Here is a 24,959-nt window from a genome sequence, read left to right as displayed (position 1 = left end):
CTTTATTGATCAGGTTCCCAAATATGTCCCAGACACCGCTAGATACCCCGCCGCTGTGGTCAGGCCGTTTCACCGAACCGGTATCCGAGCGCGTCAAACGCTACACGGCTTCGATCGGCTTCGACTACCGGCTGGCCGAGTTCGATATCCAGGGTTCACTCGCTCACGCTGCCATGCTCGCCCATCAGCACATCATCGGCACCGACGACCTCACCGCCATCCAGCACGGCCTGGCTGAGATCCACGCGGAAATTCTGGCCGGGAAGTTCCAGTGGTCGCTGGATCTGGAAGACGTCCACCTCAATATAGAAAAAGCGCTCACCAGCAAAGTCGGCGATGCGGGCAAGCGCCTGCACACCGGCCGTTCGCGCAACGACCAGGTGGCGACCGACATCCGCCTCTACCTGCGCCACAATATCGATGGCCTGCTCGGCCTCATCCGCCGGGCACAAAGTGCATTGCTCGACGTTGCCGAAGCCAACGCCGAGGTAGTGATGCCCGGCTTCACCCACCTGCAAGTGGCGCAGCCGGTGTCGTTCGGCCACCATCTCATGGCCTATTTTGAAATGTTGAAGCGCGACACCGAGCGCCTCGCCGACTGCCGTAAACGCGTCAACCGCCTGCCGCTGGGGGCTGCCGCGCTGGCCGGCACCAGTTATCCGATTGACCGTGAAATGGTGGCGCGCGAACTCGGCTTTGACGGCGTCTGCGAGAACTCGCTCGATGCCGTTTCCGACCGCGACTTCGCCATCGAATTCACGGCGTGCGCCAGCCTCATCATGACCCATTTGTCGCGCCTGTCCGAGGAATTGATTCTGTGGATGAACCCGCGCTTCGGCTTCATTGATCTGGCCGACCGCTTCTGTACCGGCTCCTCCATCATGCCGCAAAAGAAAAATCCGGACGTGCCCGAGCTCATCCGTGGCAAGACCGGGCGCGTCAACGGTCATCTGGTAGCGCTGCTCACTCTGATGAAAGGCCAACCGCTGGCCTACAACAAGGACAACCAGGAAGACAAGGAGCCGTTGTTCGACACGGTGGACACGCTGATCGACACCCTCGCCATCGTCGCCGAAATGCTCCCCGGCATCCGCGTCAAACCCGAAGCCATGCGCGCTGCGGCGCTACAGGGCTTCGCCACAGCTACCGATTTGGCCGATTATCTGGTGAAAAAAGGTCTGCCATTCCGCGATGCGCACGAAGCCGTGGCGCTGGCGGTACGCCATGCAGAGACCAAAGACTGCGATCTGGTTGATTTATCGCTGGAGGATTTGCAGCAGTTCTCGCCCCTTGTGGAAGCGGATATTTACGTCGTGCTGTCGCTGGAAGGCTCGATGAACAGCCGCGACCATATCGGCGGAACCGCTCCGGCGCAGGTGCGTGCTGCCATTGCGCGGGGGCGCTTGATGCTGACGGCTAAAAACCCTTTGCCATAAACGCATAGTGCACAGGGGTAGGCGGGACGATATCCTGCCAGGCTAATTGTAGGTCCAATTAGGTTTTTAGGGTGTGCGCCCTGCGCCTGTTAATCCTAATCTGCGTATTTACTGCTTCACCGGGGCTGATTCGTGAATTTCGTCCCGCACCGGGACAATGCTTATCTTTTGGGCACGCGGATTCTGGCTGGTCTTATTCGCTCTAGAAGCTGGGATATCCGGTGCCGCCTCGGCTTGTTCAGAACACGGCGAAAGTAGTTCGGCAGGCCCATAGACGCCCTCTTTGGAGGTGCCATCATCCAGACGGCAGTCCTCACTAGCAATTCCTGACACAGGAACAACAGTCAAAGCAAGCAGCATTAATGCGCTGTATTTCCCTAAATTGCGTTTCATGGCACTTCTCCTATAATCGAGCAAACACGCTGCCAGATAAATATCCGTAACCGGGATCGTGTCGTAATGAATACATAACAATAAAAGTCCAGGATAGTGAGTTCACGGATTTCTCTGCGCTACGCTGGTGTTTGGCATGGATGCCATGATGCAAATATAGGGAATCGCCCCCTTTAATCCGCCCCCTCATGAGGGGGCAGTTGCATAGGCCATTTGGCTAGACCATAAGGACTAATTGCAAAGAAATTGGCGAAGCTGACAATGACCGAGGGAAAACCGGGTCGTTAAGCCTTGAAATGGGAGGGCACAATGAAAAATGCCGCCGCGGTTTCCTATATACGCCAGCTCTGCTGCCTGGGTCTGGGCGGTCAGATCATCATGCCGGAATTGCTGCGCGCCCTGCATGCGTTTATTCCGTCCGCGTCCAACATGTTTCATTGGGCGGACGCAAATTATCAGATGAGCAATACGTATTGCGAAAACAGTGCCCTTTATTCACTGTATCCCCAATATCTCAAGGAGTTCTACAATTCCAAGGAAGTGCACATTTATAAAGTCGGGTTTTCCGAGGCAATGCGTATCGGCCACGGATGGGGCAATTCGGAACGATTAGGCCCGGACTTTTTGTCGGGCGAACTCTTCAATGAATTGTTCCGTCCGAACGATATACGTTGCGGTATCGAAGCCACCATTTGGGAGAATGGCCGGGGCCTGGGGTCCATCGTCCTTAATCGCGGACCTGGCGAAAAGCCGTTTAGCGACGTGGATGAGATGAGATTGCGCAGCCTGATTCCCTACATCGCGCATGGCCTGCGCGGCACGCGCGATCTTCGCGGTGAAATGGCGCCGAGCGGCGAATCGGGCACACTGATCGTTGATAGCCAGGACAAGATCGTGCAATTCTGCCCCGAAGGCAAGCGCCTATTGTTATTGGCCATGCATTTCGGGCGAATCGCGCGCGACGCGCCGAGCCTCGATTCCCCGGCGCTTAAGCGCTTGTCCGCCAATTTGCGCGGCATCTTGCGCGGCCGGCTCCAGCCGGTGCCCATGCTGCGGCAACAGCATGCCTTGGGTGAATTCGTATTTCGCGCCTATCCGTTAGGCAGCGACGCTCAGCCTAATGGCTCGATTGCCGTAGTGATCGAGCGCCACGAACCGCTGCCGCTAAAGCTGATGCGCAATATGAGCACACTACCGTTGACCGCCCGGCAAAGAGAAGTTTGTCTGTTGCTCTCTTATGGGTATTCCCACAGCATGATTGCGCAGCGTATGCACATAAGCAAACATACGGTGACGGACTATGTACGAAAGATTTACGACAAGCTCGATGTGAACGGACACGAACAATTAATGAAAAAATTGGTTGCCATTACCATCCATTAATCCCTGTTTCACATCACGGCATATCCCCCGAACCAACAGGCAAATTGTGCCCCAAAAATCAGGCGTGCTTACTGGACGCAGTGGGTTGCTTCTCCGGCATAGTGGGAGATATTCAAGTCGGAGAAAAACCGCTCCGACTCTTTTTTCACGACGTCATAGCACTCGCAAACGTGGGTTTCCAAACCTGGTCTATCCAGGACCTTAATGTGCCCACGACAGTAACTAATCAGGCCATCTGTTTGCAGCTTGCGCGCCGCTTCGGTGATGCTTTCGCGGCGTACACCGAGCATGTTTGAAATCAATTCCTGCGTCATGGCCAGGCTACCGGAATGGACGCGATCAAAATTTAACAGCAACCAGCGGCACAACTGCTGCTCGACCGAATGACGGCGGTTGCAGGCAGTCGTCTGAGCCATCTGGATGATGAGGGTACGCGTATAACGCATCAATAGATGCTGCAATGATCCGCCTTGGTCAAACTCCTGTTTCAGCACTTTCGCCGGAAGACGGTAACCGTGACCGGCAGTCTGGATCGTTGCCATGGTGAGTGCCGCGTTATATCCCATGAAAATTGAAACATCCAGGACGCCTTCATTTCCCACTACCGCAACTTCCACAGATACTCCGTCTTCGAGGCTGCAAAGAAGCGAGGCTGTGGCGCTGGTGGGAAAATAGGCGTATTGCAATGCCTCATTACATTCGTACAGGACTTCCGTATAGGGCATGGACACGAGCTCAAGATGCGGAACAATTCGCTCTAGCTCTTCAGTATGCATCGCAGCGAGTAGATAATTCTGCCGTGGGTCGAAAATTTCAGTCATTTTGACTCTCCCGGTATTTATCTTTGACTTTGAATTGCCGGTCAAAATTGAATAATGGTTTTACTACTTTGAGTGCAATCTATAGGCGTAGTGATGACAAATCGGGCCAACTCGCCTTTACTTCCAACCTAAAGATGCTTCCTGTATAGACAAATCCAGACTATCCGCCGCCAAAAAATCCATCATTGCCGGCGCGGCGCAGGGTCTCTTTTTTATCAACAAACAGATGCGCGTTGCCTCCATTCGCCTTGACTCGATACATGGCGCTATCGGCCTGTTTGAGCAAAGTGTGGCTGTCCTCGCCATGCTCCGGATAAAGTGCAACGCCTATGCTGGCCTGAATAGAGATATTGTGGCCGTCGACGGTGAGCGATTCGCTTAATAATGCGCTAATTTTTTCAAGTACTTTTTTTACGTCTCTGCGCAATGCGCTTTTTTCCAGGATCAGGCAGAACTCGTCTCCACCCAGACGGGCAACGGTATCCTCCTCGCGCAGGCACTGCTTGAGCCGCGAGGCGGCCGTCTGCAATACAGCATCTCCCGTTGCATGGCCGTAGGTGTCGTTGATAGTCTTGAAATGATCGATATCGAGCAGCATTAGGGCAAAACCCTCGCCACTGCGGAATGCGTGTGCTTGCGCTTGTTGCAACCGGTCCATAAACAAATTGCGATTCGGCAGGCCGGTCAAGCCGTCATAGTTGGCAAAGTGTTCCAGGCGTCGCATGATGTGTACCCGGTCGCTAACATCGCGGCCACTGGCAATGAAGTGAGTCGTTTTTCCGCAGGAATTACGGAAGGGGCGAATGATCTTGTCCTCATAGAAGTGCGTGCCGTTTTTGTGGCGGTTCATAAACTGACCGCGAAAAGTCGCATTGGCCTGCAAAACTTCCCACATCTGCGCATACAACTTCTCCTCATTTACTCCTGCTTTGACAATGGCATGCGTGCGCCCCAGGACTTCTTCTTTTCGATATCCGGTCAGAACCTCAAATGCCGGATTGACATATACGATCACACCCTCAGCGTCAGTGATCGCCACCGCATCACCGCTCAATTCCGAGACTTCCTGAATGCGCAGCAGTTTTTCCTCCTCGTTTGCATGAGCATGCGGCGTACGTAGCTCGAGCAGCAGCAGACAGCGTCCTTCCAGTTCCAGCGGCATGAGTGTCGCCTCCAGAGACAGCGTTCTGCCCTGGCTATCTATCCCACTGCAGGCACGCCACTGACTGTTGCGGAACAGGAACGATGCATAAACCAGGTTATCGTCTGGGGCGGACTGACTGATAGGGAATTCCGGCAATAAATCTGTCACCGGCTTACCCACCAGCTCATGCAAGCTTGCGCCAAAGCCGTTTAGCATTGCAGGGCTGCAATATTTGATGCTGCCATTCACATCCAGCAGTAGCAACGCGCGTCCCAAATGCGCTTCGGTTAAGAAAGCTGCGTGCAATTCTTTTTTTGGTTTCATGTCTACCACACTGTTTTGTCGTTCAGATTCCTTTGGCAACACTTCACCAAAGCGAGGCGTTTTAAACGCGCTTCCGACATACTCCTGGTTTGGAGGATTGGATATTGGTTGTTGTTTTTTCTTCGCCATTTCCATTCCCTGTCGATTATCAGCATGCTACGGCGGCACGTTTTTTTATGCGCGCGGTAACTCTCTAGATGTTTTTTTAGTAGGAATCTGCGTCGATCAGGGAACTAGCAAGATACGAACCAATTATAAAAAACACTTATGAAACAGTATGTTTCTTTGAAAATTTGGTACAGGCGGAGAGTTGAAGCGCTATTTTTGTCTCTTGTTTGAGACAATGAATACCCCTCATTTCATAGTTTTATCCAATAAAACAAAGGGGTGCTAAGAATTCAAGGTGTCACTAAATAGCAACGCGGGTTATGCTTAAAACTGCTAAATAATAGGCCTTGTGTCAATGCAAGCCTTTGGCAAAATGGCAAATTAATCGCCCTTGGCTATATATGGGGAATCTTTTTCGGCAGGTACGGGAAGATAGTGAACAGCGCAACTAATTCTGGGAGTGATGCCCTGGGGAGAGCGAGCTACCGAGTTTTCTGGGTTTTAAGTTTTTATCGGTACGCTTAACGCCGCGACTTCTGCCTGGGTTGGTGCTCCCGACAAATCATCCGTGTATCATGCAAACTCAATTTTTCTTCAGTCAGACCGCAGCGGTAACTACGCGGGCCTTCATGCAAATTGTGTTGGCATGTATTGCATACACCAAAACTGCGGTTTCCTGCACCGAGTTGTAGCGCGAGCAACAACTCCTTGAGTACTGCCAGGGCAATCTTGCTGCGTTGCGGGGCTATGCGAGTAATGACTTGGGCCCAGTCTGGTAAAAGCTGAATGTCCTTTAATAGCTGTGCGCCGGATTCACTGAGTGCGAGGCGCACCAGACGTTTGTCATCCGTATCACCCTGGCGTTCTATCAGCCCGCGCCGATGTAATAACAGCAAGCTTTGCGACACTGTGCCTTTAGTAAGGCCCAGGTATTCGGTCAATGCTTGAGGCGTATTGCTGTATCGGTTAGCAATAGCCAGATAAACCAGCGCCTGCAGGTGCACGGGTTGCAGGCCATGTTGACCGCCTGCTGCGCGCAAATTAACGCGCACCAGATTACCCAGACGATCAATCAGGTCAAAAAATTGTGCGGCGCTTTTATCCATGACAAGATAGTATCGCCACCATACTATTTTTTCAAATCAATTAAAAAGAAATTTCGCCGCCACCTTGCTGTGCTATCAAGCTGGCCAGCGTCTGCATCAGTTCGCTACCGTCACGCGTGTTACGCCAGGCATTGTCCTGCCAGCGGTAGTGGAACCCTCCCGATTTGGCAGCAACCCAGATTTCCTGGTTTGCACCCTGGCGGTTGATAATGATCTTGCTGCCGTTGTCGAATTCGATTTCCAGTACCTCGCCGGCAGCCAATTCATAATCCAGGTCATTATCGGCATGCTCCAGCACCGATTCGATATGGGCAAAGGCGGCATCAGCCAGTTGGCGGTATTCAGTTTCGGTCATGGTAAAATGCGCTGCGTAATTTATGAACAGGCGTTCCCGCCCACCTTGAAAGGCTCCCATGCGACACCGCACCTTATCCTATTGCGCGGCCTGTTTGTTGCTGCTGATGCTGTCAGCGTGCGGCACGAAAGGCGCTTTATATCTTCCCGAAAAACCCGCGACTACGCAACCCGCTGCTAAATGAACCCACTCTCGCTGCAACACAATCATCTCCACATTGAGTCAGCCGACCTGGTAACCATTGCCGAGACCTACGCTACACCCTGCTATGTGTATTCGCACGCAGCGCTGACACAGGCATTTCAAGCTTTTGAACACGCGTTGCAAGGTCGCGACCATCTGATCTGTTATGCGATGAAGGCCAATCCGAACCTCGCCATTCTGCGTCTGTTCGCGAACTTGGGGGCCGGGTTCGATATTGTCTCGGGAGGTGAATTGCAGCGCGTCATGGCGGCCGGTGGCAATCCGGGCAAAGTGGTATTTTCCGGCGTGGGCAAAACAGCAGACGAAATGCGCCTGGGGCTGGACTGCGGGATTTTATGTTTTAACGTGGAATCCGAAGCCGAACTGCAGCGTCTCAATGAGGTGGCCGGTGCGATGAGCAAGATTGCGCCGGTAAGCTTGCGCGTCAATCCGGACGTGGATGCCAATACCCATCCGTATATTTCCACCGGCCTTAAGGGTAACAAGTTTGGCGTGGCTCATGAAGACGCACTCCGTTTGTATCGCCTGGCAGCCTCTTTGCCGAACCTGAAAATTAAAGGCATCGATTGCCATATTGGGTCACAACTCACCGAGACGCGCCCGTTTGCGGATGCCCTGGATCGCGTACTGACACTCGTGGATGCGCTGGAAGCTGAAGGCATTGAGCTGCATCATCTCGATCTCGGCGGCGGTCTCGGCATTCGTTATCAGGATGAGACACCGCCGCCGGTGGCGGACTATATCGCTGCCTTGCTCGATAAGCTGAAAGGCCGTGCACACACCATCCTGCTGGAACCGGGGCGAGCTTTGGTCGGCAATGCAGGCTTGTTGTTGACCCGTGTGGAATATATCAAGCACGGCATGGAAAAAAACTTTGCCATCGTCGACGCGGCAATGAATGACCTGATGCGTCCCGCACTCTACGACGCGCACCATAACATCGTGCCAGTCGTACCCCGCGACGGCAATGGTGAGGTATATGAGGTGGTTGGCCCGGTGTGCGAGAGCGGTGACTTCCTCGGTCATGAACGCCGTCTCAATCTGCGCCAGGGTGACCTGCTCGCCATACTTTCTGCCGGAGCCTACGGCATGTCCATGAGCTCCAACTACAATTCACGCGCCCGGGCTGCCGAAGTTCTGGTCAGGGGGCAGGAAAGCTTCCTGATCCGTGAACGCGAAAGAATTGAAGATTTATTCTCCCTCGAACACCCCCTACCCTGATTGTAGCGAACCGCTATTGTTTTGATTCGATACCATATTTGCAAAAAATATTTTCAATTTTTGCTATCTATGTTGCGCATTTAAAAAAAAACTGTTCTAGAATTAGCGGCACCAAGCGGAGAAGCGCGATCATCACCCATTTGCAATGTTTTTTTCGGGAGTTGAGAGCCGGATAAGTCGTAAATGCCCAACGTCTTGGAAGTGCATTTGCATAACTCTGCACGAAGTGGCAACTCAGTTGTTTAACTTTTAGAGGAGAAATAGTGATGGCAACAACTGCAAAGAGTAGTACCAAGCCCGCAGTCAAAAAGGCGGCGCCCGCCAAAGCGGCGGCAAAGCCCGCAGCAAAAAAGGTTGTAGCTAAACCAGCAGCTAAAAAAGCCGTGGCCAAACCCGCAGCTAAAAAGGCTGTCGCTAAACCAGCAGCTAAAAAAGTTGCGGCCAAACCCGTAGCGAAAAAAGCTGTCGCTAAACCAGCAGCTAAAAAAGCCGTGGCCAAACCCGCAGCGAAAAAAGCTGTCGCTAAACCAGCAGCTAAAAAAGCCGTGGCCAAACCCGTAGCGAAAAAAGCTGTCGCTAAACCAGCAGCCAAAAAAGTTGCGGCCAAACCCGCAGCGAAAAAAGCTGTCGCTAAACCAGCAGCCAAAAAAGTTGCGGCCAAACCCGTAGCGAAAAAAGCTGTCGCTAAACCAGCAGCCAAAAAAGTTGCGGCCAAACCCGCAGCGAAAAAAGCTGTCGCTAAACCAGCAGCTAATAAAGTTGCGGCAAAGAAACCTGTTGTGAAGTCAGCCCCAGCGTTGGCACCCGTCATGGCGCCGAAACCTCTCGGCCCAACGGGTTCTTAAACACAACTGCAAAAACTTGGGCGGGGGTAATCCCCGCCCTTTTTATTCCTACTCAGGATTGTGTTTTGGCATGACCACCGGGATGCGGATCTGCGCTTTAAATACCAATCGAATCCCGAGCAGTACCGCCAACACCAATGCATAGATCAATGGTTGGGTAATATCTTTTTTTACCAGCCACCAGTAATGCACGACTCCAAGCACGGCAATGGCATATATCAGCCGGTGTAGTCTTTGCCATTTTTTCCCGCCCAGACGTTTCATCATGGCATTGGTGGACGTTAGCGCGAGCGGTATCAATAACACAAAAGCAAGAAATCCTACGGTGATAAACGGACGCTTGATGACATCTTTCACAACCATCTGCATGTCGAAGAACTGATCCAGCCAGATGTACGTTGTAAAGTGCAGGCAGGCATAAAAAAACGCGAACAGGCCCAACATCCGGCGCAAGCGAATCAGCCAGTTCCAGCCGGAGATTTTACGTAACGGTGTAATGGAAAGGGTAGTCAGCAAGCCAACCAAGGTCCAGGTTCCTGTGAAATGGGTAATAAATTCGATCGGGTTGGCACCTAATCCATCATTGACTCCCAGCCACACCAGTCGAGCCAGTGGTAAAAGCCCGACTATAAAGAGCGTCGCCTTCGCAATAATAATCTGACGCGCTGACGGGTTTAGTAAAACGTTTCTCATACAGCCGCATTCCTAAAAGTTCTTGCGCAAATCCATGCCCTGATACAGCTGCGCAACCTGCTCACCGTAACCATTGAACATCTCGGTCTTGCGCTTGAAAAACTCGCCGATGCGGCGCTCCCTGGCCTGGCTCCAGCGCGGATGATCTACCTGGGGATTAACATTGGAATAGAATCCATATTCACTGGGCGCCGCACGCCCCCAGGCAGTTTTCGGCTGCTGTTCGACAAAGCGGATACGCACAATCGATTTGGCGCTTTTGAAACCATATTTCCATGGCACAACCAGCCGTACCGGCGCACCATTCTGGTTGGGCAGGGTTTGTCCATACAGGCCCACTGCAAGAATAGTCAGCGGGTGCATGGCTTCATCCAGACGTAAACCCTCGGTGTATGGCCAGTTCAGTACGCTGGAACGCTGACCGGGCATTTGCGCCGGATCGTGCAGGGTAGTGAACTCCACATATCGGGCACTACCGGTTGGCTCGACCTGACGAATCAGGTTGGCGAGCGCGAAACCCTCCCAGGGGATCACCATCGACCACCCCTCTACACAGCGCAGGCGGTAGATGCGTTCCTCAATGGGAAATGCTTTTAACAAAGCGTCAATATCCCAGACCTTTGGACGCTTGACCGCGCCTTCCACCGAAATGGTCCACGGACGAGTGCGCAGGCCCTGGGCATTTTCGGCAGGGTCGGATTTATCGGTGCCGAATTCATAATAATTGTTGTAAGTGGTGACGTCCTTATATGGCGTTTTTTCCTCGCTGGTACTGTAAGGACTGCTCACTATGCCCGACAGCCGGGTGGTGGCCTCAGCTACGCCGGGCAACAACGCGCTTACCGCCAAGGCTGATCCAGCGCGCAGAAAATCACGACGCTGCAGATAAATTTCATACGGAGTAACATCAGCTGCTTTTAACACATCGGCTTTCTTTATCAACATAGGAGCACCTTTTGTTTGGGATGGTGTGGCCTGATACCTCAACAGCTCTTTTGCCATGCCACAGATTCTGCCACGAACGCATTCTGAGCTTACATGCGCTTGGTCGTCGTTCCCAGCAAAACCTTACAGATTTCTGCTATGCATTCAGTGATTTCATGCAAACGGCCTGTCCGAGTAGTAACTACGACTTCCTTCGGATAAACAGATTCAACTATGCCCAATTTTGTTCCAACCCAAGCCCATGACTACTGATAAATTCTATTGGATGTGTCGGGTTCTCGGCAGCGTTGTTGATATCTCGTTTGAATCCCTGATTTTTCGTATGTCATCGTTACTTCAAGTTCACCTGCTTTAATGGTTGTCATGCTCAACGCCCGATTGGCACGCATTGTGCAAGAGTCAGGCAAAAACCATTCATCAAGCGGGAGATAACATCGTGATAGCACTAGATAACAGGCAGGCAGTAATCGTTAGCGTATCCGAGCAGACGAACAGCGAAGATCGCGTGGTCATCACCCTGACCCCGGATAATTGCGTATTGACACTCACTGCGCAGCAGGCGCGCGTGCTGTCCACACAGATCATTCAGGCAGTACAACGCATTGAAGTTAAAACTAGTCTCGCCCAGCCCAGGCAAGCCATGCGCCGTAATCAGATACCGCCCATGCGAAACATGGAGAATGCTCTGCTGGTTAAATAGCTGGCGCACCGGGACGAGTACAACACGAACATGCTAATATTTAATAACGCATAATGATTCGGCTGACCGTAGCCCATTACGCTTTAACTTTCACCGCTGTCTGGAGTTTTGTATGTCCACCCTCGACCTTACCCAGGAAAATTTCGAATCTACCGTCCTGGAAAACGATTTTGTCATCATTGATTTCTGGGCGCCCTGGTGCGGCCCTTGCCGCGCCTTCGCACCAACCTATGACCAGGTTTCCGAAAACCATCCCGACATTATCTTCGCCAAAGTGAATACCGAGGTCGAACAGGCTATTGCCGGCAGCTTTCAGATTCGCTCCATCCCAACCTTGATGGTGTTCCGTGAAAAGGTCATCATCTACTCGCAGCCTGGCTCCCTGCCGGCTTCAGCCCTGGAAGACTTGATTGCCAAAGTGCGCGAATTGGATATGGTGCAGGTACACAAGGAAATTGCCGAAGAGCAAGCGGGACAGGCCTGAGCCACAAATTCAGTCCCTGGGAGGCTGAAAAACGGTTTCCGGTCCCCTGCGGCCTGCACACATCTCTTTCCTCTTAACCTAGCAACGATCTGCATTGCATTCAGCCTGTGGATCACCCTTGTGCGCAGCCATCTTGACGATTTTATGCGCCAGGCGTTGCCATGTTCGATGCAGACGCCGGGGATCGAGTGCACGCTCAGAATTGAAACGCATTACCCAGCTCCGCTCATCCGCGCTCAGTCGCTGCTCTGTTTCGAGTTGTTTCTCAAGTACCGCCAGACCTGCCTCTGAGGCGTCTGTCCCCAGTCTTTCCCGCATCTGCACCCTCAAGCGCAGGGTGGATATGCTGGCGCGATAGTCAACGATGACAAACGGCACACACAGTGTCCGTGCCAACGCGTGGAATTGATCACGCTGCCAGCGCGCAATGAAAGTAGCATCCACAATTACCGGAAAACCTGCCGTCACAATGGATCGCGCCAGTTCCACCAGATGCTGATACGTGGCACGTGTCGCGGCGCGGGAATACAGATCGCTCTCCACCCCGGAACCGGTGCGCGCATTGGCTGGCAGATGGTGCAGGCGCTTGCGCTCTACGTCGGAGCGAACGCACACGGCACCCAGGGTTTCCAACGCAGATTGCGAGAACACAGTCTTGCCACTACCGGACAAACCATGATTGATGATGAGCGCCGGTCGGTCCGAATTAAAAAACGTCAGTGCCAACTTCAAATAACGCAGGCAGTCGCGTAGCGCACGCTTTTTTTCGGCTTTTCCCGCACCAGGTTGACGTGCGCGCAGGCCGTGCACCTTGGCACGCACCATGGCGCGGTAAGCGAGATAAAAACGGAGGACTGCCATCCCCGCATAGTCACCACTTTGGACAAGATACGCATTGACAAAGCGGTATGCCAGCGCCTTCTGATTGCGCACAATAAGATCCATGACCAGAAAGGCAACTTCGCTCATTACGTCGATCCAGCGCAGGTTTGGGTTAAATTCGATGCAGTCGAACACGGTAATGCGGTCATCGACCAGTGCAATGTTGCCCAGATGCAAATCGCCGTGGCACTCGCGCACCCAACCTGAACGCTGACGCTCGACAAAGGTTTGCTGAAGTTGCGCATACGCGGATTCGGTCGCGGCCTGAATCGCGTCCAGGCTTGCTTGCTGATCGGGACGCCTCAGCAATGGGCGCAACTGGTCAAAGTTCTGGTGCGCCGGTGCCATGATATTCTCCGGCGAGCCATACGGACTATCCTGGTCCGCTGCCGGCAGGCGAGAGTGAAAATCCGCAATCAGTAGCGCCAATTCATCCATATGCGCCGAGGTCAGTTCGCCCCGCGCCAACATCGCATCGAATAGCCCTTCCTGGCCAAAGCGGCGCATTTTTACCGCATACTCGATGGCCGGTTCCATGCCCAGCTGTGGCACAGCAACGCTACCGCCAATGGGAACTACATTGAGATAAATATCCGGCGCCAAGCGACGGTTTAGACGCACCTCTTCTGTGCAATAGAAACGCCGTTGATCAAGGGTAGTAAAGTCGAGAAAGCCAAGATCGAGCGGTTTCTTGATTTTGTATGCGTACTCGTCTACCAGCAGCACATGTGAAATGTGTGTTTCAAGTGTTTCTATAGGGGAGGCAGAATGTAGATAACATCCAGGTTCGCGTAAGGACGCCACCAATTGTGCCTGTGCGGCGGGCGTCAGTTCCAAGGGGTTGGATTGAGCTTGTTCAGGCATTGGCTAGGGCTTAAATTGCTGTCGCAAGCAGGCAGCACGCTCTAAAAAATCATTATCAATCCATAGCATGCGTGCACTATTATTTTATTGCAATGGTGGAATTCCGGTAACTTGCTCGGGATCCTCCGCACCGGCCGGCTCTGCTTCACCGGTTCGGTTTTCATGGGTTTTTACATCACCCCGCTGGCGTCGGCCATAATCTTCCAGCTTGCGATTGGCTGCATCAAATGCGTCACGTAACGCAACGTAAACGTCTTCGCTTTGATCCCGGTTGATGGCTATTTCGCTTCCCGGCACTGTCAGATCTATGCGCACGTTGAACAGTTTGCCATGCTGTTTATGTTTATGGGGCAACTCCACCACCACACGACAACCGATCAGCGCTGGATAAAATTGTTCAAGCTTGGCAGCTTTATCGCGGATATGCTCTTCCAGAACTGCTGAGGCTGGCATGTCGCGTATTGTAATTTGCAGGGGTATTTGCATGATTGATCCTTCCTGGCTGGCTGGCTGGCTAAAAGAGAACACCTCACTATTCATCATAGACCTGGAATGCCGCCGTGGCAGTCTTGAAGAATCAATCACGCACAAACATCAGTATCAGGGCAGTAATGCCGGTAGCCGTTTGGCCAATGCCTGACGCTGACCGGCCTGTTTACCTGTCAAGGCGAAGCCAAGCAGGCCTTGCCCCTCATCCTGATACAGGGCGCACACGCCTTCTTCCCCGCAGGCTACCTGCCAGCTTCCGGTCGCCTCACCTGCAACGGTGGCGACCGCTACGGGACAGGCCGGCGTTTTCACAATAACCGGCATGGCGGGATACACCACCTCGGTCGGCGTGCCTGCGAGCGTGGCAGCCAGCGCTCGGGCCTGCGCCATGAGCGGCATGACATAGGGCAGCACATGGCCCGCCACCTCGGCGCAATCGCCCAGCGCATACACATCCGCTACGCTGGTCTCGAGCAGACGGTTAACCTGAATTCCGCGCGCCGCGCGGATGCCGGCCGCTTGCGCCAGCGTCACGCGCGGGCGCAGGCCGATTGCGGCAAGTACAGCATCGGTGGCGATTACCGCACCATCGTCCAGGGTTACCGCATAGCCTGCCACCGCACGATTAACTGCTGTGGCGGTATGCCCGAGATGCCAGGTCACCCCCACCCCAGCCAGCCCGCGCTGCAAATCCTGAGCTGCAGCTTCGGGGAGCAGCCGATCCAGCGGGTACAGGGCCGGATGAACGATATCCACCTGATGGCCTGCGTGCGACAGGTCATTGGCAAACTCACAACCGATCAGCCCGCCGCCCAGTATCGTCACACGCCTGGCACCGGTGATACGCTCGCGAAAACGCGCATAGTCCATCAAATCATTGACTGACAGCACGCTATCCGTTGCATCCCCCGCCAGTAGGGGCCGCACCGGATCGGCACCCAGCGCCAGCACCAGCTTGCTGTAGGCGATGATGCGCTGCGCGACGCGCACGCTGCGAGCCACCGGATCAATTTCCTCAACCCGGCTAAACACCAGCACTTCAGCGTTGAGCTGCTCCGCCATCGCCGGAGCAAAGGCACCGGCCAGCTGATCGGCCGTTTTACCCTGCGCCAGTGCATTGGAGAGCAGCGGCTTGCTGTAATAGCGTCCATCATCCGCAGTGATGATGACCAGCGGCACGGTCTGGTCCAGCTTGCGCAACTCGCGCGCCAGCGTGTAACCCGCGAGGCCGCTGCCAATAATGACGATGGGTTCCATATGTTTTTCCTTTGCCAAGTGCTTTCCTAGACTGCCACCATTTCAAAATCGGCCTTGGCGACACCGCAGTCGGGACAGGCCCAGTCCTCGGGAATGTCCTGCCAGCGTGTCCCGGCGGCAATTCCTTCCTCCGGCAAACCGACCGCTTCGTCATAAATAAAACCGCATACGATACATGTCCATACTTGCATTTTGTTCTCCTGAATTCAAAGATTGATTAACTTAAGTGCCTTACGCTGTCACTTGTGCGAGCGTGTCGCGATAATGATTGGCGTGTTTTTCTTCCACTTTGGCGAGCGCCGCGAAACGTTTCGCCGCTTTTTCCAGAATTGCCTGGAAGCGCGCTGCGTGTTCCCTGGATTCGGCGATCTGCTCGTCCATTTCCGCTACTGCGGCGTGGTTGCCTTCTTCGACTGCCGCATGACGAAAGTTGGGATACATTTCGGTGTACTCGTAGGTTTCGCCCTCGATCGCCATTTCCAGGCAGCGCGTCGGCGTCATCTCGGTCTTTGGATAAAGCAGATCAAGGTGGCCGAAGGCATGCTGTACTTCTTGTGTGGCGGTTTCCTCGAATACTTTGGCAGAAGCCTCGTCACCCGCGGCGCGGCACATTTTAGCGAAGTACATGTATTTGATATAAGCCATCGATTCACCCGCAAAGGCGGACTCGATGTTTTTGACGGTAACGGATTCGGGATATTTCATTTTGCATCTCCTTTAGTTTGGGTCAGGCGGGGCGTTCACCCCACGCTTCACATGTTACGGAGATGCGATAGATTAATCTAATTGATTGTTATTATTTGATAGATAGATAAAGGCTATTACTCTATAACAGGTGACAGATGCTTCTGCACGCACGGCAAGTCGCTTCGCAGCACCGCCTGGCGCACCGCCTCCAGCGCCTGCGGGCGGGTAAAGCTTTTGCGCCAGGCCAGGGCTACCGGCCGGTCCGGCGCGGGGTCGGAAAACGGCCGGAACGCCAGCAGTCCCTGCTCCGCCGCCCCGGTCGGCACCGCCGTGCACGGCATCACCGTAATCCCCGCCCCGGAAGCCACCATGTGACGTATGGTTTCCAGACTGCTTGATTCCAGGGTTTTCTGCATGCTGCCCGGCGCGGCTGCCGTGCGGTTAAGCGCCGGGCACACCTTCAGCACCTGATCGCGGAAGCAATGCCCCGAGCTCAGCAGCAGCAGACTCTCTTGAATCAATTCGTCTGCATGAATGACGGATTTCGCACACCATGCATGATCCGCCGGGAGCGCCACTTGAAACGGTTCCGTATAGAGCATCTGGGTTTCAATGCCGGGTTCGTCGAACGGCAGCGAAATAATGATCGCATCCAGCTCGCCCCGCTTGAGCTTCTCTACCAGCTTGGCGGTAAAGTTCTCTTCCAGCAGCAGCGGCATCTGCGGTGCCAACGCGTGCAACTGGGGAATCAGCTGCGGCAACAGATAGGGCGCAATGGTGTAAATTGCGCCCAGCCGCAACGCCCCCACCAGCGGATCCTTGCTCTGCTGCGCCAGCGCCTTGAGATCGCCGGCCAGTTCCAGAATATGCGCCGCCTGCTCGACAATACGCATGCCGGCCGGGGTCACTGTCACCTCGTTGTTACCCCGTTCAAACAACGTCACGCCCAGCTCGTCCTCCAGCTTTTTGACGCCAACGCTCAACGTGGGCTGAGACACAAAGCACGCCTCCGCTGCGTGCCCAAAATGGCGCGCGCGCGCAACGGCGACGATGTAACGCAATTCAGTGAGAGTCATACTGAGGAGTGTAACCCAAGCATATCTGGAATCGAAACGACATCCTGTCCGATGCCATTCCCGCCATTTTTGCCCAACCCAGGCTTATAAAAGAATAACCAAGCTTCACTAAGTGCTCTGTGCGAGGCCGCACAGAGCCTCGCGTCAGGTGGGTATATTGTATTCATTCAATTCAATGTCCACTCTTCGTGCAGGCCTGAGTGGAAGCATACTTAATGTTCAACAACAACCTCAACGAAGGAATCGAATATGGAAACTATTCTGTCAGGTCGCTTTGATGCCTGGGGTAAAGCTGAATACTCCGCTCAGGCCCTATTGAATATCGCGCGCATGAGCAAGCAAGACATTTGTACGTTTTATGCAGGACCCGCCGCCGTTGCAACCGGAGCGGTCGTCGGAGCTTACACAGGTTCATTGCAGGGCATGGATGACGAAACTGATAACCCCCATCCATCAGACCTTCCCACTCGCGCTTCAGGCGTAATCGTTGCCATCAGGGTCGAAGAGCCCTGTAACGCCGAGGATCGGGTAGTTCAAAGTTTGGAACGCGCCGGCGCGCAGGATATTGAAAAAACGGAGGGGGCAATGGCGCAATGGCGAATGGGTGGATTTTGATCCCGTCAGCCCACCCCATCTGCTGCATCCGGACAGTAAGGGAAATCAACAGTAGTTATGTATTTTTTCCATGCGCAACTTCCCAAATATTCTTTAAAATCTCGTCAGGAAATACCTCATGAATAAATACGTACATAAAGTTGCTGGGATTTATAGCAACAAATCTACTGCAGAAAATACACGCGCACTTTTAATTGAACGGGGCTTCCAGCTTGAGCAAACAGATATCCTGCTCCCCACAGAATCTGCTGGAGACGAGAAAATAGAGCCTGAGGGTAATGAAGTTCTGCAAGAGGTAGTCAAAGACGGCGCCATCGGAACGGTCGTCGGGGGCGGTGTCGGTGCCTTGGGAGTTGCGGCCCTGGCAGCTGCGAATATAAGCCTTTTTCTCGCCAGCCCCTTGCTCGGTCCGCTCACCATAATTGGCTGGGGTGCGAGCGTTGGAGCTATCGCGGGAGCATCTGTGGGAGCCGGCGTCAAAGAAGGCCGATTTGCGGATCTGGTGAAAAGCGCACTCAATAGCGGACATACGGTCCTCATTGTTCATGCCACCACTGAGGCGCAAACCGAGATTGCAAAAGAGATGATTAAAAATTCCGTATCCGAAACCGGAGCAATACAATCCGTATAGTGCCAATGGAGAAATGGCCAGTCCATTCTGTTCTCATAACTCTGCTTGACTCTAAACTCTTCACTACTAAACTGTGATAATTGCGATCCGATCTGACCGACAGTCCGTTTCGCTTCAGAAAGCAGTTTGGTTGAATTAATTCATCAACATATCGCACTTAAGCCTGAATGGAAGTAGATGACGACGGGAATGCGTTTACAGCCAAACGATGCCCGACAGCCCGGAAATTTCTGGATTTCGTAATGTTCGATAGCGCACAGAGCAATCGAAAAATTTTGGCGTATACTAAATCATCGTATTTAAACGAGTTTTATTTTAGTTAATTAAATCTCATAATACGTGACTGCAAGTAAAAGCAATGGTGCCATTTCCTAAAATGGCTGAGGTCAATATCTTTTAAACCGGTGGGAGAAGCAAACATGACTGCAACAAAAAAATTGATTATCGCGAGCATTGCTGCTGCATTATTACCTAGCATGGCTCTGGCGGCGAATCCGACCAACTACGGATATCTGGTCGACACTAACGGCAAAGTCGTAAAAGATAACTACGGCGAGTGCTGGCGTACCGGTTACTGGACTCCTGCAATGGCGACCGCTGAATGCGACCCGAATCTGGTGAAGAAAGAAGAGCCAAAACCCGAACCTGCGATGGCAGCTCAAGAGCCGGCACCGGCACCAGCGCCTGTGCCCGTTACGGTTCAAAAAGTAAGCTTGTCAGCCGATGCGTTGTTCGATTTTAACAAGGCAACTTTGAAACCTAAAGGCAAGACCACCCTCGACGATTTCGTGCGCGATCTCGAATCCGCCCAATACGATGAAGTTCATGTAGTCGGCCATGCCGATCGTATTGGCAGCCATGCCTACAACCAGAAGCTGTCGGTACGCCGTGCTGATTCAGTAAAAGACTATCTGGTAAGCAAAGGCGTTCCTGCTGACAAGATTACCGCTAAAGGCGTGGGCGAGACCGAGCCAGTTACCAAACCAGGCGAATGTGTCGGCCGCAAGAGCCCTAAACTCATCGCCTGCCTGCAGCCCGACCGCCGCGTTGACATAGAAGTAACCGCAACCAAATAATCTGCAACCGCAAATTATTCGCCACAAGTCTACCTGCTGCTTGTTTCTTCTTTAGCAGCAGGTATCTACCCCTCTATCCGTTTATATTGTTTCAGCCAGGGCATTTCAAGTTTCCATGGTTACCAACTCAAGGCATAAATTCAAGGTGCTTGTAAGTATTTCCAGAGGTTCAATTCACTAAGGAATCACTATGCATAAGCTAACTGTAAGCGCTATAGCAACAGTATTTGTGATATCCGGCTGTGCGGACATGACGCCAACCCAGCGTGGCACAGCTACGGGTGCGGGCATAGGCGCTGGTGTCGGTGCCGTCATTGGGGCGGCCACAGGCGGCGGCGGTGGACGACGTACTGCCGCCGGAGCAGCACTGGGCGGTGTAGCGGGCGCAGTTGCCGGCAATATCTGGTCCAATAAAATGGAAAATCAGAAACGGGCAATGGAACAAGCCACCCAGGGAACCGGTGTACAAGTCAGCCAGACCGCGGATAACCGGCTAAAACTCGAGATTCCTAGCGATATTTCATTTGATACCAACCGGGCAGACATCAAACCCAATTTCCGGCCTGTTCTGGATAAATTTGCGGCAAGTCTGGTTGAGAATCCTGTTACGCTGGTGACCATCGTCGGCCATACCGACAGTACCGGCAGCGACTCGATCAATGATCCTTTATCCGTTGAACGTGCCGCCCGAACCCGTGACTATCTGGTCACCCGAGGCGTGGCATCAGGTCGTTTCACTGTAGACGGACGCGGTTCTCACGAGCCAGTCGCTTCAAACAGCACCGAAGCAGGGCGAGCCAAAAATCGCCGCGTAGAAATTTTTGTGGCCGAACAGCAGAGATAATCAGCCTTTCCGCGCAGCGAACTGGCTGCGCGGCTTTCTTTTTGCAATTAAATTTAGTAACGCCAGTGCCCAACATATCGTCCGCTCAATAAAACAGGCTCGGAATGAGAGTTCAACCATAAACCAGGCGGAACACCCATCATTGCGGGCAAAGATGGGCTCTTTCCATGCCGTCGATTGATCCGCAGTTTGTTGCCAGAAGCGCGGCATCGTCAGTTTGTATCTCACTCCCGCAATATGGGGATTCAGCTAATCCTGGCGTCACTCCCGGCGCGACCAAGCCAAGCACAGCACCGAAAAACAAATTTAACGACTACCCTCAACCCAACACGCCGGAGATATGCTTTTGCATAACTGGGGCAATGTCCTGGTGACGCGGTTGCTTCAGTGAGCGGAGATAGTGGAAAGATGATGGAGAAATATGAATAGCCAGGCCCTAATGAAGTTCGCATTGGGAGTGTTCGTGGTCTGGATTTCTGTCGCTAAAGCACAGGATATGACGGCGTTCCCTCCTCCGCTTACAGGGGAGCAGTTTGAATATGTCGTACAGCCCGGCGATTCACTGACCCGCATTGGCGCCCGCTTTGGCATCGATCAGTCCGTTCTTGCGCGGATGAATGACATGAAATCCAGCACCAGGCTATATCCAGGCCAATTATTGCAGATAGATAACCGTCACATCGTCCCGGAACAACTGGAGGAAGGCATACTGATCAACCTGCCGCAGCGCATGCTGTATTATTTTCAGGCGGGCAGGCTGGTGGCCCATTATCCGGTTGGGTTGGGGCGCCCGGACTGGCCAACACCGACAGGCCCCTTCTTCACGGTCAATCTGCAGGAAAACAAGACATGGCATGTACCCAAGTCGATCCAGGCGGAGATGCTACGGGAAGGTAAAGCTGTAAAAACCGAGGTACCGCCGGGGCCAGACAACCCGCTCGGCAAATACTGGATTGGCCTGACCCTTCCGGGAATTGGTATTCACGGCACCATTGCGCCAGCCAGCATTTACCATTTCCAGAGTCACGGTTGCATCCGCTTGAACCAGGATGACATCGCAACGCTTTTTCAACAGGTAAGCAGCGGTCAGTCCGGCAAGATCATTTATGCTCCTGTACTGCTGACGCAACTTGAGGATGGCCGCATTTTTCTGGAAGTGAACCGCGACATTTATAAAAAAGGCATGGATCCGGTCTCTCTTGTGGAAAATTTAGCACGGGCCCAAGGGTTGAGTAACCTGATAGATTGGCATAAGGTAGGCTACACGATTCGACTGAGAGAAGGGCTGGCCCGCGAAGTTGAGTTACCAGCCCCGGTTCAAAATGGAGATACGCCATGAAAGACTCAAACCGCCGTAAATTTCTAAAACTGGGGGTGCTGGCTGCCGCGGCAGGACTGGCCTCCTCTCCCGCTCGCGCAACACTGAGCGGTGTTCTAGCGCCGGAACGATCATTGGCTTTTTATAATATTCATACCGGGGAAAACCTCCAGACCGTCTACTGGGCAGAAGGCGGTTACATCCCCCAGGCGCTGAACGACATCAACCACATTCTGCGTGATTTCCGCAATGATGAGACCAAGATCATGGCTCCCGAGCTGCTTGATTTGCTGTACCGCTTAAACACTGTGATTGATGCCCGTCAGCCTTTCCATATTATTTCCGGCTACCGCTCTCCCGCCACCAATGCCATGCTCGCAGCACGCAGCAATGGGGTAGCCAAACACAGCATGCATCTGGATGGCAAGGCCACCGATATTCGTGTTCCCGGTCGGGAACTTATCCAGGTGCGCCGCGCAGCACTCATGCTGCGAGGCGGCGGCGTGGGCTATTATCCCAACTCCGATTTTGTCCACGTGGATGTGGGCAGAACTCGCCAGTGGCAGGGTTGAGAATCTCCGGAAAAGTGAATATTTGATGGGAAAACCATCAGCTGCGATTAATGACGCTTTACTTCAATCTCCCAGCGGCCGAAGCGCGCATAGCCGTCTTGCCTCCTGATAAAACAAACAGCAATAGTAAATTTCAATTGCATGGTTTGAAATAAACAATTGGTTAAATGATGTTGCGTGGTCTTGAATGAAGACTGTGCAGGTGTACCTACAGCACTTTCACGGTAACTCGCGTGTCATAAGATCGTAGCCGGACTCCAAATCGAACCGAGTCGTTAAATTCAAACTGTCCATGGAGAAACACATGACAACCGAAGCGAAATGCCCATTCCATCACACTGCCGGCACTGGAAAGACGAACCATGATTGGTGGCCGAACCAGTTGCGCCTCGAAATCCTGCGCCAGCATACGCCCGAGTCCAGCCCGATGGGCGAGGACTACAACTACGCCGAGGAATTCAAGAAGCTCGATCTTGCGGCCGTGAAGAAGGATCTCACCGCCCTGATGACCGATTCGCAGGACTGGTGGCCGGCGGATTACGGTCACTACGGCCCTTTTTTCATTCGCATGGCGTGGCACAGTGCCGGGACTTACCGCACCGGCGACGGACGTGGCGGCGCAGGGCATGGCAACCAGCGTTTTGCACCCGTCAACAGCTGGCCCGACAACGTCAACCTCGACAAGGCGCGCAGGTTGCTTTGGCCGATCAAGCAGAAGTACGGCAAGAAAATCTCCTGGGCCGACCTCATCGTTCTCACGGGTAACGTCGCCATGGAATCGATGGGCTTCAAGACCTTCGGTTTCGCCGGCGGACGCGAAGACATCTGGGCACCGGAGATCGACGTCTACTGGGGCAATGAAGATAAGTGGCTGGACGACAAAACGCGCTATTTCGGCGAACGCGACCTCGAAAACCCGCTTGCTGCCGTGCAGATGGGCCTGATTTATGTCAACCCGGAAGGTCCGGGCGGCAACCCGGATCCGCTCGGGTCAGGTCGGGACGTGCGCGAGACCTTCGCACGCATGGCGATGAACGACGAGGAGACAGTGGCGCTCACCTGCGGCGGCCACACCTTCGGCAAATGCCACGGCGCCGGTCCGGCCACGCATGTGGGACCGGCGCCCGAAGCCGCGCCCATCGAGCAGATGGGCCTGGGCTGGAAGAGCAGCTTCAAAAGCGGCAAGGGCGGCGACCAGATCGGCAGCGGACTGGAAGGTTCGTGGACACCAACCCCGACCCAATGGGACATGAGCTATCTCGACATGCTGTTCGGCAACGAGTGGGTCGTGGAGAAAAGCCCGGCGGGCGCCTGGCAGTGGACGCCGAAGCGGGAGACCGACAGCAACCAGGCGCCGGCCGCCGACGATCCGTCGAAGCGGGTCCAGATCATCATGACTGCTGCGGACATGGCAATGCGCATGGATCCGATCTATGAACCGATTGCACGGCGCTTCCACCAGAACCCGGCAGAATTTGCCGACGCCTTCGCCCGCGCCTGGTTCAAGCTGACCCACCGCGACATGGGTCCGCGTTCGCGCTATCTCGGCCCCGAAGTGCCTGCCGAAGAGCTGGTCTGGCAAGACCCCATCCCCACCGTCGATCATGCCTTGATCGACGACCAGGACGCCGCCGCCCTCAAGGCCAAGGTGCTGGCGTCCGGGCTAAGCGTTTCCGATCTGGTCTCGACCGCCTGGGCCTCGGCGTCCACGTTCCGCGGTTCCGACAAGCGCGGCGGCGCCAACGGCGCGCGCATTCGTCTCGCGCCGCAGAAGGACTGGGAAGCCAACCAGCCGACGCAACTGGCCAAGGTGCTTGGCAAGCTCGAATCCATCCAGCGTGAGTTCAACGCGGGCGGCAAGAAGGTCTCGCTGGCCGACCTGGTCGTGCTGGCCGGTTGCGCCGGTGTCGAAGCGGCGGCGAAGAATGCCGGTCACGCCGTGACGGTTCCCTTCACGCCGGGCCGCATGGACGCATCGCAGGAACAGACCGACGTGGACGCCTTCGCCGTGCTCGAACCGATCGCGGACGGCTTCCGCAACTACCAGAAGGCCAAGTACTCCATCTCGGCCGAGGAGCTGCTGCTCGACAAGGCGCAGTTGCTGACGCTCACCGCACCCGAGATGACGGTGCTGGTGGGTGGCATGCGCGCCCTGAATGCCAACTTCGGACAGTCCCAACACGGTGTCTTCACCAAACAGCCGGGGGCGCTCACCAACGACTTCTTCGTCAACCTGCTCGACATGGGCACAAGCTGGAAACCGGTGCCGGATGCTGAAGACGTGTTTGAAGGGATCGACCGCGTAACGGGCGAACGCAAGTGGACCGGCACCCGCATCGACCTGGTCTTCGGTTCGAATTCTCAGCTGCGGGCTTTGGCTGAAGCCTATGGCAGTTCGGACGCACAGGAGAAATTCGTCCATGATTTTGTAGCGGCCTGGAACAAAGTGATGAACCTCGATCGCTTCGATCTCGCGTGATCCCGGG

At 54.0% G+C, this 24,959-nt stretch carries 27 protein-coding genes; 14 read left to right on the top strand and 13 right to left on the bottom strand.

All coding sequences use genetic code 11. The features are described 5' to 3' along the window. Window positions 1-23: 23 nt before the first annotated feature. Window positions 24-1,436 carry an argininosuccinate lyase gene (gene argH / locus EI185_RS12680; RefSeq protein ID WP_124705519.1) on the top strand — a complete coding sequence of 471 codons (1,413 nt, stop codon included), beginning with the start codon at window positions 24-26 and terminating at the stop codon, window positions 1,434-1,436. A gap of 108 nt (window positions 1,437-1,544) precedes the next feature. Here the strand turns inward: argH and EI185_RS12675 are convergent, their stop codons facing one another. Further along, the gene (locus EI185_RS12675) at window positions 1,545-1,829 is read right to left on the bottom strand and encodes a hypothetical protein (RefSeq protein WP_124705518.1); all 285 of its coding nucleotides are present in this window, start codon (window positions 1,827-1,829) and stop codon (window positions 1,545-1,547) included. A 309-nt stretch (window positions 1,830-2,138) separates the two neighbouring features. Here EI185_RS12675 and EI185_RS12670 point away from each other — a divergent pair, with 309 nt between their 5' ends. After that, on the top strand, window positions 2,139-3,212 hold the full coding sequence (locus EI185_RS12670; RefSeq protein ID WP_124705517.1) for a helix-turn-helix transcriptional regulator: 1,074 nt from the start codon (window positions 2,139-2,141) through the stop codon (window positions 3,210-3,212). 68 nt (window positions 3,213-3,280) lie between these two features. On the opposite strand, the gene EI185_RS12665 is transcribed toward EI185_RS12670, so the two are convergent. The 4 genes from EI185_RS12665 to cyaY form a co-directional block, all read right to left on the bottom strand. Further along, window positions 3,281-4,033: a Crp/Fnr family transcriptional regulator gene (locus EI185_RS12665; RefSeq protein WP_124705516.1), complete on the bottom strand. Its 753-nt coding sequence runs from the start codon at window positions 4,031-4,033 to the stop codon at window positions 3,281-3,283. A gap of 160 nt (window positions 4,034-4,193) precedes the next feature. After that, window positions 4,194-5,630 carry a diguanylate cyclase domain-containing protein gene (locus EI185_RS12660; RefSeq protein ID WP_189836397.1) on the bottom strand — a complete coding sequence of 479 codons (1,437 nt, stop codon included), beginning with the start codon at window positions 5,628-5,630 and terminating at the stop codon, window positions 4,194-4,196. Between the two features lie 500 nt (window positions 5,631-6,130). Further along, window positions 6,131-6,715 carry a MarR family winged helix-turn-helix transcriptional regulator gene (locus EI185_RS12655; RefSeq protein WP_124705514.1) on the bottom strand — a complete coding sequence of 195 codons (585 nt, stop codon included), beginning with the start codon at window positions 6,713-6,715 and terminating at the stop codon, window positions 6,131-6,133. Between the two features lie 40 nt (window positions 6,716-6,755). Next, window positions 6,756-7,070, bottom strand: coding sequence for an iron donor protein CyaY (gene cyaY / locus EI185_RS12650; protein ID WP_124705513.1), 315 nt, complete (start codon window positions 7,068-7,070; stop codon window positions 6,756-6,758). Window positions 7,071-7,128: 58 nt separating this feature from the next. On the opposite strand from cyaY, the gene lptM reads away from it, so the two are divergent. From lptM to EI185_RS12635, 3 genes are all read left to right on the top strand, one after another. Then, on the top strand, window positions 7,129-7,254 hold the full coding sequence (gene lptM / locus EI185_RS12645) for an LPS translocon maturation chaperone LptM (protein WP_124705512.1): 126 nt from the start codon (window positions 7,129-7,131) through the stop codon (window positions 7,252-7,254). Further along, window positions 7,251-8,495, top strand: a complete 1,245-nt coding sequence (lysA, locus tag EI185_RS12640; RefSeq protein WP_124705511.1) for a diaminopimelate decarboxylase — start codon at window positions 7,251-7,253, stop codon at window positions 8,493-8,495. Before lptM ends, lysA begins: the two co-directional genes overlap by 4 nt. Before the next feature lie 266 nt (window positions 8,496-8,761). Beyond that, complete coding sequence (locus EI185_RS12635) at window positions 8,762-9,340, top strand: histone (RefSeq protein WP_124705510.1); 579 nt, start codon at window positions 8,762-8,764, stop codon at window positions 9,338-9,340. A 48-nt stretch (window positions 9,341-9,388) separates the two neighbouring features. Here EI185_RS12635 and msrQ read toward each other — a convergent pair whose 3' ends face one another. Then, a complete protein-coding gene (msrQ, locus tag EI185_RS12630) occupies window positions 9,389-10,033 on the bottom strand; it encodes a protein-methionine-sulfoxide reductase heme-binding subunit MsrQ (RefSeq protein ID WP_124705509.1) in 645 nt (214 codons plus the stop codon). Window positions 10,034-10,045: 12 nt separating this feature from the next. After that, the gene (msrP, locus tag EI185_RS12625; protein ID WP_124705508.1) at window positions 10,046-10,978 is read right to left on the bottom strand and encodes a protein-methionine-sulfoxide reductase catalytic subunit MsrP; all 933 of its coding nucleotides are present in this window, start codon (window positions 10,976-10,978) and stop codon (window positions 10,046-10,048) included. 436 nt (window positions 10,979-11,414) lie between these two features. Between msrP and EI185_RS12620 the strand changes: the two genes are divergently transcribed. Further along, window positions 11,415-11,678 carry a hypothetical protein gene (locus EI185_RS12620; protein WP_124705507.1) on the top strand — a complete coding sequence of 88 codons (264 nt, stop codon included), beginning with the start codon at window positions 11,415-11,417 and terminating at the stop codon, window positions 11,676-11,678. Window positions 11,679-11,790: 112 nt separating this feature from the next. Next, window positions 11,791-12,162, top strand: a complete 372-nt coding sequence (gene trxA, locus EI185_RS12615) for a thioredoxin (protein WP_124705506.1) — start codon at window positions 11,791-11,793, stop codon at window positions 12,160-12,162. Window positions 12,163-12,240: 78 nt separating this feature from the next. Here the strand turns inward: trxA and EI185_RS12610 are convergent, their stop codons facing one another. The 6 genes from EI185_RS12610 to EI185_RS12585 form a co-directional block, all read right to left on the bottom strand. Next, window positions 12,241-13,908, bottom strand: a complete 1,668-nt coding sequence (locus EI185_RS12610) for a bifunctional aminoglycoside phosphotransferase/ATP-binding protein (RefSeq protein WP_124705505.1) — start codon at window positions 13,906-13,908, stop codon at window positions 12,241-12,243. Between the two features lie 84 nt (window positions 13,909-13,992). Further along, window positions 13,993-14,493 (bottom strand): HPF/RaiA family ribosome-associated protein, encoded by a 501-nt coding sequence (locus tag EI185_RS12605; RefSeq protein ID WP_223247819.1) that lies wholly within the window; start codon window positions 14,491-14,493, stop codon window positions 13,993-13,995. A 15-nt stretch (window positions 14,494-14,508) separates the two neighbouring features. After that, complete coding sequence (locus EI185_RS12600; RefSeq protein ID WP_124705504.1) at window positions 14,509-15,654, bottom strand: FAD-dependent oxidoreductase; 1,146 nt, start codon at window positions 15,652-15,654, stop codon at window positions 14,509-14,511. 26 nt (window positions 15,655-15,680) lie between these two features. Further along, on the bottom strand, window positions 15,681-15,845 hold the full coding sequence (locus tag EI185_RS12595; RefSeq protein WP_124705503.1) for a rubredoxin: 165 nt from the start codon (window positions 15,843-15,845) through the stop codon (window positions 15,681-15,683). Between the two features lie 40 nt (window positions 15,846-15,885). Further along, window positions 15,886-16,359 carry a rubrerythrin family protein gene (locus EI185_RS12590; RefSeq protein WP_124705502.1) on the bottom strand — a complete coding sequence of 158 codons (474 nt, stop codon included), beginning with the start codon at window positions 16,357-16,359 and terminating at the stop codon, window positions 15,886-15,888. A gap of 116 nt (window positions 16,360-16,475) precedes the next feature. After that, entirely contained in the window at window positions 16,476-17,417 is a 942-nt protein-coding gene (locus EI185_RS12585; RefSeq protein WP_124705501.1) for a hydrogen peroxide-inducible genes activator, read from the bottom strand. Between the two features lie 249 nt (window positions 17,418-17,666). Between EI185_RS12585 and EI185_RS12580 the strand changes: the two genes are divergently transcribed. The 7 genes from EI185_RS12580 (at window position 17,667) to katG (ending at window position 24,952) form a co-directional block, all read left to right on the top strand. Continuing rightward, a complete protein-coding gene (locus tag EI185_RS12580) occupies window positions 17,667-18,032 on the top strand; it encodes a hypothetical protein (RefSeq protein WP_124705500.1) in 366 nt (121 codons plus the stop codon). Between the two features lie 118 nt (window positions 18,033-18,150). Continuing rightward, window positions 18,151-18,663: a DUF1269 domain-containing protein gene (locus EI185_RS12575; RefSeq protein ID WP_124705499.1), complete on the top strand. Its 513-nt coding sequence runs from the start codon at window positions 18,151-18,153 to the stop codon at window positions 18,661-18,663. 419 nt (window positions 18,664-19,082) lie between these two features. Then, entirely contained in the window at window positions 19,083-19,739 is a 657-nt protein-coding gene (locus tag EI185_RS12570) for an OmpA family protein (RefSeq protein WP_124705498.1), read from the top strand. A gap of 190 nt (window positions 19,740-19,929) precedes the next feature. Continuing rightward, complete coding sequence (locus tag EI185_RS12565; protein ID WP_124705497.1) at window positions 19,930-20,583, top strand: YiaD family glycine zipper/OmpA-like lipoprotein; 654 nt, start codon at window positions 19,930-19,932, stop codon at window positions 20,581-20,583. A 421-nt stretch (window positions 20,584-21,004) separates the two neighbouring features. Beyond that, window positions 21,005-21,922 (top strand): L,D-transpeptidase family protein, encoded by a 918-nt coding sequence (locus EI185_RS12560; RefSeq protein ID WP_223247818.1) that lies wholly within the window; start codon window positions 21,005-21,007, stop codon window positions 21,920-21,922. Then, a complete protein-coding gene (gene mepK / locus EI185_RS12555; RefSeq protein WP_124705496.1) occupies window positions 21,919-22,473 on the top strand; it encodes a peptidoglycan L,D-endopeptidase MepK in 555 nt (184 codons plus the stop codon). Before EI185_RS12560 ends, mepK begins: the two co-directional genes overlap by 4 nt. A gap of 304 nt (window positions 22,474-22,777) precedes the next feature. Beyond that, window positions 22,778-24,952 (top strand): catalase/peroxidase HPI, encoded by a 2,175-nt coding sequence (katG, locus tag EI185_RS12550; protein ID WP_124705495.1) that lies wholly within the window; start codon window positions 22,778-22,780, stop codon window positions 24,950-24,952. Window positions 24,953-24,959 lie beyond the last annotated feature (7 nt).

Source organism: Sulfuriferula multivorans (assembly GCF_003851125.1).
GTDB lineage: Bacteria > Pseudomonadota > Gammaproteobacteria > Burkholderiales > Sulfuriferulaceae > Sulfuriferula > Sulfuriferula multivorans.
This window is presented reverse-complemented; position numbering and strand designations above follow the sequence as displayed.